The following is a 14,787-nucleotide window of genomic DNA, read 5'->3' on the forward strand; positions in this document are numbered from 1 at the left end:
GAGACTGATCATCCGCAAAACTCAGAACATTTTATATTTAATACATATATTTCAAAGACTTAGATATCTGGCACGCATCTAGCTATACCCTCTCCCACACCGCACCACCCACAAAAATAACAACTCCGGAGAGACACACCATGAGTGTGATCATTGCCTTGGCAGCCCTCGCGCTGCTGATGCTCGCCGCTTACCGTGGCTACAGCGTTATCCTTTTTGCCCCGATCGCCGCCCTCGGCGCCGTCCTGCTCACCGACCCTTCCGCTGTCGCCCCTGCGTTCACCGGGGTGTTCATGGAGAAAATGGTCGGGTTCATCAAACTCTATTTCCCTGTATTTCTGCTCGGCGCCGTGTTCGGCAAGCTGATCGAACTGTCCGGTTTCTCACGTTCGATCGTCGCCGCCGCGATCAAACTCCTCGGCACCAAACAGGCGATGCTGGTCATCGTACTGGTCTGCGCCCTGCTCACTTACGGCGGCGTTTCGCTGTTCGTGGTGGTGTTTGCCGTTTACCCGTTTGCGGCGGAGATGTTCCGCCAGAGCAATATTCCCAAACGGCTGATTCCGGCGACCATCGCCCTCGGCGCGTTTTCCTTCACCATGGACGCCCTGCCCGGCACCCCGCAAATCCAGAACATCATCCCCAGCACCTTCTTCAACACCACCGCGTGGGCCGCGCCTTGGCTGGGTCTGATCGGTACGATTTTCGTGTTCTGCGCCGGCATGCTGTTTCTGCAGCGTCAGCGCAACAAGGCGCAACGGGCTGGCGAAGGTTACGGCACCGAACTGCGTAACGAACCGGAGACTGCTGAAGATCTGAAGCTGCCTAATCCGTGGATCGCGCTGTCGCCGCTGCTCGCGGTGGGCATCATGAACCTGCTGTTCACCCAGTGGATTCCGCAGTGGTACGGCAAGACTCACAGCCTCGCGTTGCCGGGCATGGCCACGCCGGTCACCACCGAAATCGCCAAATTGACGGCGATCTGGGCGGTTCAGGCCGCATTGCTGGTTGGCATTCTGATGGTGCTCGCCTTCGGCTTTAAAGCGATTCGCAGCAAACTTGCCGAAGGCAGCAAAAGTGCGGTCAGCGGTGCGTTACTGGCGGCGATGAACACTGCTTCGGAATACGGCTTTGGTGCGGTGATCGCGTCCCTGCCTGGTTTTCTGGTGCTGGCGGACTGGCTCAAAGGCATTCCCAATCCGCTGGTCAATGAAGCGATTACCGTGACCCTGCTGGCCGGTATCACCGGCTCTGCTTCCGGCGGCATGAGCATTGCGTTGGCGGCGATGTCCGAGCAATTTATCGCAGCGGCGCATGCGGCGAATATTCCGCTGGAAGTGCTGCACCGCGTGGCCGCGATGGCCAGTGGCGGCATGGACACGCTGCCGCACAACGGCGCGGTGATCACACTTTTGGCGGTCACCGGCCTGACCCACCGTGAAGCCTATAAAGACATTTTCTGTATTACGCTGATCAAGACCCTCGCGGTTTTCGTAGTGATCGGCACTTTCTACGCCACTGGCATTGTGTGAGGTATTCATGACCACTCTTACGGGCAAGACCGCACTGGTTACAGGTTCCACCAGCGGCATCGGTCTGGGCATCGCGCTGAGCCTGGCCAAGGCCGGCGCCAATCTGATTCTCAACGGCTTCGGTGATGCTTCCGCCGTGATTGCCGAAGTCGGCCAGTTCGGCGGCAAGGTCGGCCATCACCCCGCCGATGTCAGCGACCCGGTGCAGATCGCCGACATGATCGCCTACGCCGAGCGCGAGTTCGGTGGCGTGGACATTCTGGTCAACAATGCCGGCATCCAGCATGTCGCGGCGGTAGAAGAGTTTCCGGTGGAGCGCTGGGATTCGATTATTGCGATCAATCTGTCGTCGGTATTTCACAGCACTCGCCTGAGTTTGCCGGGTATGCGCGCCAAAGGTTGGGGCCGGATCATCAACATTGCGTCCGTGCACGGCCAGGTCGGCTCGACGGGCAAAGCGGCGTATGTTGCGGCCAAGCATGGCGTGATTGGTTTGACCAAAGTGGTCGGCCTGGAAACCGCGACCAGTAACGTCACCTGCAACGCGATCTGCCCGGGCTGGGTGTTGACGCCGCTGGTGCAGAAGCAGATCGATGATCGCGCGGCCAAGGGTGTTGATCCACAGCAGGCGCAGCACGATTTGCTGGCCGAAAAGCAACCGTCGCTGGAGTTTGTGACGCCGCAGCATCTGGGTGAGCTGGTGCTGTTTTTGTGCAGTGAGGCAGGCAGCCAAGTACGTGGGGCGGCATGGAATATTGATGGTGGCTGGCTAGCGCAGTGACCCTGTAGGAGTGAGCCTGCTCGCGATGGCAGTGTCTCAGTCGACAAATGTGTGACTGCGATTGAGCCATCGCGAGCAGGCTCACTCCTACAGTTAGCGGTCTATTACCTGAACATCGTTTGCGAACACCAAAACAAGAGGCAATCCATGTCCGACATCCTCTGGCAACCCGACGCTACCCGTATCGCCCAATCGCGGATGGACACCTTCCGCCGCTCGATCAATCAGCGTCATGGCTTGCACCTCGACAGCTACGCCGACCTGCACCAATGGAGCGTCGAGCAGCGCCCTGAATTCTGGCAAGCCATCGTTGATTTCTTCGATATCCGCTTCCATACGCAACCTGATGCGGTGCTGCGTGAAGGCGCAAAAATGCCCGGCGCGGAATGGTTTCCGGGCGCCACATTGAATTTCGCCGAGCACCTGCTGCGCCGTCGCGACGATGCCGTCGCCGTTGTTGCGGTGGCTGAAAATGGCCAGCGTGAACAACTGACCTGGGCCGAACTGGCGCAACAGGTCGCCGGATTTCAAGCCAGCCTGCAAGCCGCCGGGGTCGTCAGCGGCGATCGTGTTGCCGCATGTATGCCCAACACCTGGCAGACGCTGGTGGCGATGCTGGCCACCACCAGTCTCGGTGCCATCTGGTCGTGCTCATCGCCCGATTTCGGTACCCATGGCGTGATTGATCGTTTCGGGCAGATTGAACCGAAAGTATTGATCACCTGCGCGGGCTACCGATATGCCGGTAACGAAATCGACCAGACCTCCAAGCTCAATGAAATCCTCGAACAGTTGCCGACGTTGCAACAGTTGATTGTCGTACCGTACGCGCGACCACATACCCGCGCCGAGGATTACCACACCCAGGCAAACGTCACGCTATGGGATGACTTTTACGTGACTGGCGGCGAGCCGTTTTTTATACCGGTGCCTTTCGCCCATCCGCTCTACGTGTTGTATTCCAGCGGCACCACCGGTGTGCCGAAATGCATCATCCACGGTACCGGCGGCGTTTTGCTGCAACACGTTAAAGAACATGGCCTGCACGTCGATCTAGGTTCCGGCGACCGTTTGTTCTACTACACGACCTGCGGCTGGATGATGTGGAACTGGCTGGTGTCCGCGCTGGCGGTCGGCAGCGCGGTGGTCTTGTACGACGGCTCACCGTTTCAGCCCGACAACGAACGCTTGCTGGATTTGATTGACGATGAACGCATCAGCGTGTTCGGCACCAGCCCGAAATTTCTTGCCGCGCTCGAAAGCAACGGTGTAAAACCCCGCGAGAGCCACGATTTGAGCAGCCTGAAAACGTTGCTTTGCACTGGCTCGGCACTGGCGCCACGCAGTTACGACTTCGTCTACCGCGACGTCAAACCCGACGTGTGCCTGAGCTCCATGTCCGGGGGTACCGACATTGTTTCGTGCTTCGTCAACGGCAATCCAATGTCGCCCGTACGCCGTGGCGAAATGATGGGCAAGAGTCTGGGAATGGCAGTCGAAGTGTGGAACGACGATGGCCAAGCGGTGATCGGCGAAAAAGGTGAGTTGGTGTGTACCCGCCATTTCCCGGCGATGCCCATTGGCCTTTGGAATGATCCGGATGGCGAAAAACTGCGGCAGTCCTATTTCAATCTGTTTCACGGTGTTTGGGCGCAGGGTGATTACGCTGAAGAGTTGCCCCACGGAGCGATGTTGATTCACGGTCGATCGGACGCGGTGCTTAATCCCGGCGGCATGCGGATAGGCACTGCAGAAATCTATCGCCAAGTCGAAAAAGTCTCTGAAGTACTGGATAGCGTGGTCATCGGCCAACAATGGCAGGACGATGTGCGAGTCGTACTGTTTGTCCGTTTAAAAGACGAAGCCACACTAGATGAAGCGCTGCAACGGCAGATCCGTGAAGTGATTCGCGCCAATACAACGCCTCGCCATGTACCGACAAAAATTATCGCCGTCACCGACATACCGCGCACCATTAGCGGCAAGATCGTCGAGTTGGCCGTTAGAAACGTGGTGCACGGCCAACCGGTGAAAAACACGGATGCTCTGGCCAATCCTGAAGCGCTTGCGCTGTTTCGCGATTGTCCAGAGCTACGTGACTAGCTAGATGACGTGATGCGCAGTCAGGCGCTGATAATCGGCGTTTCGAAAACATTGGGGTTCAGGTCTACCAGAACCTCAATGTCTATCGGTGTTTGTGCGAAATTATCGAGCGCCGAGATAATGGTGTACAAATTGTCCTTCGCCAACGCCTCATGCGTAACCAGTTGGCTGAGCAGTGCAACCGCCATGGCATAGGAATCCGCATTAAGCGTCGCCCGGCGACTATCAAAGTAGCGACTGTCGTCTTTAAGCAGGCGACCTCTGGCCAAGTCCAACAAGGGTGCAACGTTCACGCCGGAATGGCCTGAAATACCTGTGAGCGCCGTCGCAGCATCGATTTTATTCACTCTGGCTTGAAATAATTCGTGTATCAGATCATCGGCAATTTCGCCGTAATTGGAGTTTGCCGAGGTGAATCGTTCAACCAGATGCTGACTGGCAACGTCTATGAATGGTTGATCGTTTATTCCACCTAACTGCTTCCATGAGTTGTAGTTGTCCGGACTCAAATTGAGGAGATCAGCACTCAGGGGAACAGAGCTCAGAACGAAATTCCTGACTGCGATGTTACCCACATCCAGTTTGACCACCTGTAAAAAGGACTCGAATTTTTCACGGGTCTTTCCCGAACCTAAAAACAGGTTAAGGATCATTTCCGTTTCCCGATTGAACTGAGTCGCTGCCAACACCGACAGTGCATGATCGACTTTATTGACCACGGCAGGCAGGCTCCGTTGAATGATCTGGCGAGCAAAACTTACCGGAAGTGCTCTGCTCAGCCTGCCTGGAAGTGTCCGAGCCCGTACAAAGGTGAAGTTTGCCAAGCGTTTACCCCACGCCCTACCTTGACGATTAACGGCAAAAACGTTTTTGTTTTGACGTATTACACACACCTCCAGGGCCTCGACACTATTGCTGCGCGGGCGCCACGAGCCTAGCTCCAGTGGTGTTCTGCGAGTGCATTGAAGCAGGTCGTAGGATTTGGCTTTGCCACTTAGCCGGCGCAGTTTATAGCTGGCCTTTTCGACCAGTTTCAGCCCTTCACCACTGAGTTGCAGACCGCTTTTGAAAATGAACTTCGAGCCTCGATACGCCGCGCTTGGCAATCCGTCCAATGGATTGAGATTGGCCACCGCGAATGTCAATCCGTACCTGGCCAGCTTGGCGGCTTTGGTCACCAGAGAAGTAGACTTCGAAGCAATACTCAGTAATTTCGCCGGAACACCCAATACCGCGGCAATCAGGCCGAGCGCATCGAGTGCACACCCCCAAGCCCCCTCCTCGATTTTGTCCCGTTCTCCGGTAGAAATGTCTTCAATACATTTTTTAAAGGGAATAGCCAGGTCGATGATATATCCAAGCACTTTTTCCCTGTTTTCTTCTGACGCCTCGCTCGCAGTCAATTCAGTGGCCGCCATCGTCAGTTCTTCTATTGTCGCGACCGAGTGATGATCGACAATAAATTGAGCAATTTTTTTGGCATGTGAATCGATAAAATATTGATACCCGCTGATTTTAGTATTGGCTGGTAACTCTGGCGCAGCAAGGCTGCCTAATTTATCGACTATAGAATCCACCAGCGTTCCAGTGCTCGATTCTGCATTTTTTGTATAGGCGTTGAAATCAAGTGGATAATCGTACCAGCGCGTAGCGGGTAAATAATCATCCAGTTTCCCGCCAAATTCCAACCTGGCGGGCGCCTGATCCGCTTTCGCTCGCCAAATAATGCTCCCCAGTTTTTGGTTAAGCTGAAATCTTCCCGACAAATAAAATATCTCATAGCAAAGATACTCATCCTCACCGATGGCAACATACAAAATAATGCCATAGCGCCCGGTGGCTTGGTCCCTCTTACGCTGCGTTTCCATCCATACGGGGGGACTTGCGTTACCGCCGGTAAAACCAGGGTCGCCGAAAAATTTCTCCTCACCCACAAACGAGCGAACAGTGAAAAAACTCAATTCATTTGTTTCAAATATTCTGCGATGAGCGTACGGCATCGCCGACAACCCAAGTTTTATACTATTGAAGACAGCCTGATTGATATCGCTATGATACTCCCGCACCTTGGCGGTAAAGATATTTTGATTTAAAGGCAGCGCTTTAAATTGTGGATACCGATCAAAAATACGAAGATCATCTGGAAAACTCCAGTCATTGGTCAAACGGCCTTCAATGTATAAATCAAGTGGCGACGTCAGAAATAACAACGATCGGTCCTGATAAGGACGAAGCACTCTCTTTTCCAGAAAATCGCAACCGGGTGCCACTTTCAATAGCGCGGCCAGTGCAATTTTCTTCCGGCTTGGCAACGGTGTGGAAAATGCCCTTCCCGCAACTTCCAGTTCAACCATGTAGTTTTCGTATGCGGACAAAGCTTGATCCTGTGCTTTTTGGGAAGGATCCGCCAATGCCTCATGATTGATTACTTCATTGATCAATGCCCAGTCAATCACTGGATCAATAGCGGCGATGCCCTGCAGTTGCCCGAAGGTCGGGCAAATCGACTGCATATCCGTAAACTTCATGACTTGCTCGTAAGTCATGAAGCGTGAAGCGCCTTTGACATTCATCTCGATCAGTGCGACTGCCTGTGTCAGCGTCAACCAATGTATTGACCCCACCAACAGACTCTGCGGCAGATCTTTGACCAATAGCGCGGGCGCCATGAAGGCCAACAACAAATGCGAAGCCAGACAGGATGTTTCAATGGACACTCGCCCACCGTCGACGAGGCATTGTTCCAAACCGAAACGAACGGTCTCAATGGTTTGATCAGCAGCCATGACGGGGGCATAGATATCATAATTGCCTACGTGATTGCGCTCCCCTTGGCTGCCCAACGATGGGTCAATATCCAGTATGAGTGCAGTGGCAAGCAGTTGTGCGAGGTCGTCCTCATGAACAGTTTCAGTCTCACCCGCACCGCACCAGTCCAACTTATTAATGTAATGTGTGGCGAGTGTTTGAGAATAGTCTCCAGCCATCAATCCTGCTAACACCTCATTAACGTTTGCACCGTCTTTGTCTACGACAAGGTCAGCTTCACGATTTTGGTAAAGGGTGTCCAACAGGCTTTGCCCATCTGGCAATAGTTGCGCGGTAACTGCTCGAATTTCCTCGTATTGAGGAACGGTCAAAGCCGGCGTACTTTCATCACCACCCGCTATCTGTTCCCAATAGTTTCCCAAGTCGTCAGAAGCAGGCCACGACCACTCAAGGAAAAACAGCAGATTTTTCAGTTGAGCAATAGTTTGCGGCATAACAAGACCGTGAAAATTCAACCAATGCTGGTACCTGACGACCGGAGCGAGGCAGATCTCCGGCCCTACCTCCCTTATCAACTCAGCCAGACTGCTTAGGCGCTCGCACAAGTCCGGGTTATTGGCCAAAGCCGCCGTTATGTCGACCCTGTCGATCGGCCCGATAGCTTCAAGATGACCATTCGCGGCGATCTCCACACGATAAAACTCGTGGGGTGAAGAAAATTGATTATTAAGTATTTCTGTATTCGCAAGCTCAAGCAGCATCTTTCTGACAGGTGTATGCACATACTCCAACGATGAGCCAACTACCAAAGGCAGTGTTGAACCAACCATGGAAAATGCCTCATCATCTTCGCGACCTTCCGTATACTTTTTCAACATTGAGGCAATTAAATTGCGCTCTTTGCCATCCGCCTCTGCACATAAAAGAAAATCCATTGCATAGCGGTTAGCACTGTACCTAACTTTCATTTGAGCCCCTTGACTACGAGTATTTATATCATCGAAGCCAATCCTACTCAGAACAAAACAAGCCTCAACCATTATTCAATTAAATGAAATTTCAGATGAGGTCGAACGTGCGGAAAAACCAATTCAAAGAAGATCCCACGCCTCGGGAGGTTGTTTATTTGCACCGACCGATTCGGTATGGAGTTTGAGCTTCAATCTCAGATTATTATTTGAGTCGGCATATTCCAACGCCGTCATATCACTAATAGCGCCCGCCACCACTAATCGATACAACGCAATATCAAACGTTTGCATGCCTGACTCGGTGGATTTCTCCATAACACTTTTGAGTTCCCCCAGTTCATCACGGCGAATCAAATCGGCAATGGTCGGAGTACCGAGCATGACTTCAACCACTGCGCGCCTTTGCCCATCCAGCGTCTTGACCAGTCGCTGTGAAACAGATGCCTTGAGGTAATTGGCCAACGCATGCAACAACTGCGGCCGGTGTTCCTCGGGAAACATATTGATTATCCGCTCCAGCGCCTGACTGGCGTTATGCGCATGCAAAGTCGACAACACCAGATGCCCGGTCTCGGCGAACGCCAACGCGTGTTCCATTATTTCCCGGTCGCGGATTTCGCCGATCATGACCACGTCTGGCGCTTGGCGCAGGGTGTTTTTCAGTGCTGCGTGGAAACTGCGAGTATCGACCCCGACTTCCCGCTGGTTGATGATCGAGCGCTGGTGGCGGTGGATGTACTCGATCGGGTCTTCAATGGTGACGATATGCCCGGTGCTGTGACGGTTTCGGTGATCGATCAGCGCCGCAAGCGTGGTGGATTTTCCAGAGTCGGTCGCCCCGACAATCAATATCAGGCCTTGCTTGAGCATCACCGTCTCGAGTAACACCGCCGGTAACTTCAGATCTTCAAAGCGTGGAATGTCCAGTTTCACGTTTCGGATCACCAGCGATACGTCGTTACGCTGTTTAAAGATGTTCACCCGGAAGCGTCCGACGCCGGTACGCGAGATTGCCAGGTTCATTTCCAGATCCCGTTCGAACTCGCGGCGCTGCTCGGCGTCCATCAAAGAGGTGGCGATGGCAGCCACTTCACCGGGTTTGAACGGCTGATCGCTCAGCGCGGTCAGTACGCCGTCGAAACGTGCGCTGGGTGGCGCGCCCGTCGACAGAAACAGATCCGAGCCGTGTTTGCTGGCCAGTTGAGTTAACAGTGCATCGATTTCCATGGCAAAAACACCCGCGAAGCATTGAATGATCGAAATGAGCCGCCGCGTGACGCGCCCGGCCCCATAGCGTCTACCGTTCTGCAAGCATAGTAGACGCCGCCTCACCGACCGAACCTCAGGATCCAACGATGAACGCTGTACCGAACACTGATGACGCCCAGGCTCTGATTGCCCGCACCGACTGGAGTCGCAGCCCGTTGGGCGCCGCTGGCACTTGGCCGCAGAGCCTGCGTACTGCGGTGGACATCGTGATTCACTCGCCCATGCCGATGTTGCTGCTGTGGGGCTCGCAACTGACGCAGATCTACAACAACGGCTTCGCGTTGCTCGCCGGCCACAAGCATCCGCACGCTTTCGGACAGCCTGCACACCAGATATGGCCAGAACTTAGAGAATTCACTGACCCGATTTACAGCGCCGTCCTACAAGGCCAGGTGCGCACCTACAGTGAAAGGCGTTTTACCTTGCAGCGCGACGGTCAGGAATCCGACTTCTGGCTCGATCTGACGTACAGCCCTATCCGCGATGAAAATGCGCAGGTCGCCGGGATTCTGGTCACGGCCATCGAAACCAATGAACGTCGACGCATTGCCCTGGAACTGCAGCAACGCTCCGAACAAAGTTTGAAGGCCCAGCAGGAAACCGAAGAACGCCTGCAATTGGCCCTCGCTGCAACCGATGCGGTTGGCACGTGGGATTGGGACATTGGCGAGGATCGCTTTATTGCCGACGCGCATTTCGCGCAGTTGCATGGCGTCGACCCGGTACGTGCCAGTCAGTTGCCGATCAGCGAATACCTGCAAGGCGTGCACCCCGAAGACCGCGCGATGGTTGCCCGCAGCATCAAACATTGCATCACCCACGGCACCGAATACGCCGAGGAATACCGCCTGTTGCAACCCAACGGCGAGTTGCGCTGGGTGTTTGCCCGAGGCCGTTGCTACAAGGATCACCATGGCCGGCCCATGCGTTTTCTCGGGGCCGCGCTGGATCTGACCGAACGCAAACACACCGAACAGGCGCTGCGGCAAAGTCAGACCGAGCTGCAACTGATCATGAACGCGATGCCGATCCTGATCAGCTATGTCGATCAGGAAGAACGTTTTCGCCTGAACAACGCCGCTTATCTGGACTGGTACGGGTTAACCCCGCAGGAGCTGTTCGGGCGCACCATTCGTGATGTCATCGGTGAAGAAGCCTATTTCCTGCGGGCGCCGTACATTGCTGAAGCACTGGCTGGTCGATCGTGCTCGTTCAGCCTGTACACCTCCCATCGCGACGGCAGCACGCGCCACGCGCTGATGAATTACGTGCCGCGCCACGGGCCGGATGGCGCGGTCAACGGTTTCTATATTTTTGTGATTGATGAAACCGAGCGGAAAAAGACCGAAGAAGCGCTGCGCAATCTCAACGAGACACTCGAGGAACGGGTCAGCGCCCGCACCGAGCAATTGGCGCAGGCCAACCAGCGTTTGCAAAACGAGATGTTCGAGCGTGAGCGTGCCGAAGATGCGTTGCGTCACGCGCAGAAAATGGAAGCGGTCGGCCAGCTCACCGGCGGTATCGCCCACGACTTCAATAACATGTTGACCGGCATCATCGGCAGTCTCGACCTGATGCAGCGCTACATCGCCAACGGTCGTGCCGACGAGATTGGTCGTTTTACCGAAGCGGCCGTGTCCTCGGCGAATCGAGCGGCAGCGTTGACTCATCGGTTGCTGGCGTTCTCCCGGCGTCAGTCGCTGGATCGCAAGAAACTGGATGTCAACGAACTGGTGCATTCGCTTGAAGACCTGATTCGCCGCACCAAAGGCGATCCGATCGAGCTCGAATTGCGTCTGACCGACAATGCCTGGCCGGTCAGCACCGATGTCAGCCAATTGGAAAACGCCCTGCTCAATCTGGTGATCAACGCCCGCGATGCGATGCCCGAGGGCGGCAAACTGCTGATCGAGACGGCCAACGTTTACCTCGATGGCAGCGACATCACCACGCTGGAACCGGTCAAGGCTGGCGATTATTTGATGCTCGCGGTCAGCGACAACGGCACCGGCATGACGCCATCCGTGCGCTCGAAAGCGTTCGATCCGTTTTTCACCACCAAACCGATTGGTCAGGGCACGGGGTTGGGGCTGTCGATGATTTACGGGTTTGCCCAGCAATCGGGTGGCCATGTCAGCCTCGACAGCGTGCCCGGTCAAGGCACGTGTGTGCGTTTGTATCTGCCGCGACTGAAAACGCCTGAACTGCAAGCCGCCGAGGTTGAACCGGTGAGCGTTACGCCCCCCACGGCCAGCGGCGAGACCGTGATGGTGGTCGAGGATGACCCGGCGGTGCGCATGCTGGTGCTCGATCTGTTGAAAGAGTTGGGTTATCGCGGGTATGAAGCGCAAGACGCGACGTCCGCCCTGCCCTTGCTGGAATCCGGCTCGCGCATTGACCTGCTGGTGACCGATGTCGGCCTGCCGGGCATGAACGGTCGACAACTGGCGGAGATTGCCCGTCAGCATCGCCCAGGGCTGAAGGTGTTGTTCATGACCGGCTACGCGCAAAAAGCCGCCGAGCGTCAGGGCTTTCTTGAGGACGGTATGGACATGGTCGCCAAACCGTTTGCGTTGGAACTGCTGGCCAGCAAGATCCGCACGATGCTCAGCCAAACTCCGTGACTTGAGGCATAATCCGCGCCCCGCCGTCACCCCGTTATCAGGTACCGCACGATGAAAGCCCAAGCCCGCCACATTCTGGTGAAAACCGCCGAAGAGGCCGAACAGCTCAAACAACGCATCGCCAAGGGTGAAGCGTTTGATGTGCTGGCGAAAAAATTCTCGACCTGTCCGTCCGGTAAGCGCGGCGGGGATCTGGGGGAAGTACGGCCGGGGCAGATGGTAGGCGCGATTGATGCAGTGATCTTCAAGAAGCCGTTGCGTACGGTGCATGGGCCGATCAAGAGCAAGTTCGGGTATCACCTGGTGCAGGTTTTTTACCGCGATTGATCAACTCCCGTAGGAGCTGCCGAAGGCTGCGATCTGTTGATCTTGCTTGCCAGTCAAAATCAAAAGATCGCAGCCTTCGGCAGCTCCTACGGGGGATGTGTTTCAGTCTTTGGGGATCAGGGCACCGGGGACTTGAATGACTCGGCAGGCCAATTGATGCCCGGCCCGCGCGGCCTCTTCAGGACTGTCGCCCATCAACCGCGCCGCCAGATACGCCGCACTAAATGAATCCCCCGCCGCGGTGGTGTCCACCACCTTCTCGACTTTCTGCGCCGGCACTTCAAACGCTTCACCGTCACAACGAATCAGGCACGCCTCAGCGCCCCGTTTGAGTACCACTTCCGGCGTACCGATTTGCGCGTACGTGGCGAACACCTCATCGCAATCCGCAAAACCAAACAGCGCCTGCTCGTCATCCACCGTCAGCAAGGCCAGATCAACATACGGCAGGACACTGCGATACGCAGCGCGTGCAGCGTCCACCGACGCCCACAAACGGGGCCGGTAGTTGTTGTCGAAAACGATCCGCGCATCACGTTGGCGGGCTTCGATCAGGGTCTGGATGAGTTTCTCGCGCCCTTGCGCACCGAGCACGGCCAGGGTGATGCCGCTGAAATACAACCCGTCGTAATCCGGCAGCGCGGCCAGAATCGGCTCCGCGGCCGGCGTGGTGAAGCAATCGCGGACGGCCGCTTCGTTGCGCCAGTAGAGGAAACGACGTTCGCCATTGGCGTCGGTCTGGATGCAATACAGGCCCGGCAAACGACCGGGCAGACGTTGCACCATGCCCAGGCCAATGCCTTCGTCTTTCCAGATCTGGCACATGGCGTCGCTGAAGCTGTCATCGCCTAGCGCGGTGACGTAGTCGACTTGCGCCTTGTCGCCCAGGGCTCGGGACAGGTAGACGGCGGTGTTCAAGGTGTCGCCGCCGAAGCTTTGCTGGAGGCTGCCGTCGGCGCGTTGCTGGAGCTCGATCATGCATTCGCCGATCAGGGCGATGCGTGGGGTGTTGGGGCCCAGGGGGCTTAGGGTGTTCATGTTGGCGGTGTCTCTGGTCGTTCGATGGTGTTTGGGCGGGCCTCTTCGCGAGCAGGCTCGCTCCCACAGTTAGAATGCATTCCAAAAAGTGGGAGCGAGCCTGCTCGCGAATGGCCGCGACGCGGTCTTGAGCCTTAGAAACAGGTCTCCATGCTCTCGATCACCGTCAACTGCTCATCCACCAGCAACCCGGTGCGCCACTTGTCGAACGTCAGGCACGGGTGCGAGGTGCCGAAAGAAATGATGTCGCCGACGCGCAGTTCAACGCCCGGCGCTACGGTCATGAAGGCGTGCTGATCCATCACCGCCGTCACCTTGCACGCACCGACATCATCGCCCACTGCCGGCACAACTCCAGCCTTGTAACGCAGCAACGGCACCGGTAGACCGGCGTCATAAGCCACATCACGCTTGCCCAGCGCGATCACCGCAAAACCCGGCTCCGGCAGCGATTGTACGTGCGCCCAGACTTCCAGCGCCGGGCGCAAGCCTTCGTGCAAATCACTGCGACGATCCAGCACGCAGCACTGCGCTTCTTTATAGATACCGTGGTCATGCGCGACGTAACTGCCCGGGCGCAACACGCTGAGGAAACGTCCGGCAGCGTTCTGCGCTTCGAACGACTCAGCGATCAAGTCGTACCACGCCGAACCCGAGGCAGTGATGATCGGCTGCGGAATCGCGAACGCGCCGCTGTCCTGCAACTGCACCGCCAGACGCACCAGCGACGCGGCGAACTCACGAATGCCGCTGACCGCGTGATCACCGTGAATCACCCCTTCGTAACCTTCGATGCCAGTCAGGGCCAGTGCCGGTTGCGCATTGATCGCTTTGGCCAGCTCGATCACTTCCTGCTCGCTGCGGCAGCCGCAACGGCCACCGACCACGCCGTACTCAATCATCACGTTGAGCTTCACGCCGCGCGAGGCGAAGTAGGCGCCGAGATCGGCGACGTTGTCCGGGTGATCGACCATGCAGTAGAAATCGAACGACGGATCGGCCAGCAGATCAGCAATCAGCGCCATGTTCGGTGTGCCGACCAACTGGTTGGCCATCAGCACCCGGCGCACGCCGTGGGTGTAAGCGGCGCGGGTCTGGGTCGCGCTGGCGAGGGTAATGCCCCATGCGCCGGCGTCGAGCTGACGCTTGAACAGCGCCGGGGTCATGCTGGTTTTGCCGTGGGGCGCAAGTTCGGCGCCGCTGTCGCTAACGAATTTCTGCATCCAGCGAATGTTGTGTTCCAGCGCTTCGCGGTGCAGCACCAGCGCGGGCAGGCTGACGTCACGCGCCAGATGGGCACCGATGGCCGCATCACCTTTATCTACAGCAGAATTGATGACAGTCGTCATGGTCGAACTCCTCACATTCGCGGC

General features: G+C 56.3%; 9 protein-coding genes. 5 read left to right on the forward strand and 4 right to left on the reverse strand.

Translation table 11 applies throughout. The features are described 5' to 3' along the window. Positions 1-140 precede the first annotated feature (140 nt). The 3 genes from AD669_RS13360 (at position 141) to AD669_RS13370 (ending at position 4,416) form a co-directional block, all read left to right on the forward strand. Positions 141-1,532: a GntP family permease gene (locus tag AD669_RS13360; RefSeq protein WP_053120493.1), complete on the forward strand. Its 1,392-nt coding sequence runs from the start codon at positions 141-143 to the stop codon at positions 1,530-1,532. Positions 1,533-1,539: 7 nt separating this feature from the next. Next, complete coding sequence (gene hbdH, locus AD669_RS13365) at positions 1,540-2,313, forward strand: 3-hydroxybutyrate dehydrogenase (protein WP_053120495.1); 774 nt, start codon at positions 1,540-1,542, stop codon at positions 2,311-2,313. 147 nt (positions 2,314-2,460) lie between these two features. Then, the gene (locus AD669_RS13370) at positions 2,461-4,416 is read left to right on the forward strand and encodes an acetoacetate--CoA ligase (RefSeq protein WP_053120497.1); all 1,956 of its coding nucleotides are present in this window, start codon (positions 2,461-2,463) and stop codon (positions 4,414-4,416) included. 20 nt (positions 4,417-4,436) lie between these two features. Here the strand turns inward: AD669_RS13370 and AD669_RS13375 are convergent, their stop codons facing one another. Together AD669_RS13375 and AD669_RS13380 are read right to left on the reverse strand one after the other, a co-directional pair. After that, positions 4,437-8,153, reverse strand: coding sequence for a hypothetical protein (locus tag AD669_RS13375; protein ID WP_156316158.1), 3,717 nt, complete (start codon positions 8,151-8,153; stop codon positions 4,437-4,439). 123 nt (positions 8,154-8,276) lie between these two features. Continuing rightward, the gene (locus tag AD669_RS13380) at positions 8,277-9,383 is read right to left on the reverse strand and encodes a PilT/PilU family type 4a pilus ATPase (RefSeq protein ID WP_053120501.1); all 1,107 of its coding nucleotides are present in this window, start codon (positions 9,381-9,383) and stop codon (positions 8,277-8,279) included. Between the two features lie 128 nt (positions 9,384-9,511). On the opposite strand from AD669_RS13380, the gene AD669_RS13385 reads away from it, so the two are divergent. Then, positions 9,512-12,049 (forward strand): PAS domain S-box protein, encoded by a 2,538-nt coding sequence (locus AD669_RS13385; protein WP_053120503.1) that lies wholly within the window; start codon positions 9,512-9,514, stop codon positions 12,047-12,049. Between the two features lie 51 nt (positions 12,050-12,100). Beyond that, a complete protein-coding gene (locus AD669_RS13390) occupies positions 12,101-12,376 on the forward strand; it encodes a peptidylprolyl isomerase (protein WP_007912322.1) in 276 nt (91 codons plus the stop codon). Between the two features lie 102 nt (positions 12,377-12,478). On the opposite strand, the gene AD669_RS13395 is transcribed toward AD669_RS13390, so the two are convergent. Both AD669_RS13395 and AD669_RS13400 read right to left on the reverse strand, forming a co-directional pair. Next, the gene (locus AD669_RS13395) at positions 12,479-13,414 is read right to left on the reverse strand and encodes a sugar kinase (RefSeq protein ID WP_053120505.1); all 936 of its coding nucleotides are present in this window, start codon (positions 13,412-13,414) and stop codon (positions 12,479-12,481) included. A gap of 134 nt (positions 13,415-13,548) precedes the next feature. Beyond that, entirely contained in the window at positions 13,549-14,763 is a 1,215-nt protein-coding gene (locus tag AD669_RS13400; RefSeq protein WP_053120507.1) for an amino acid deaminase, read from the reverse strand. Between the last annotated feature and the right edge of the window lie 24 nt (positions 14,764-14,787).

Source organism: Pseudomonas sp. P1.31 (assembly GCF_001269815.1).
Taxonomy (GTDB): Bacteria; Pseudomonadota; Gammaproteobacteria; order Pseudomonadales; family Pseudomonadaceae; genus Aquipseudomonas; species Aquipseudomonas rustica.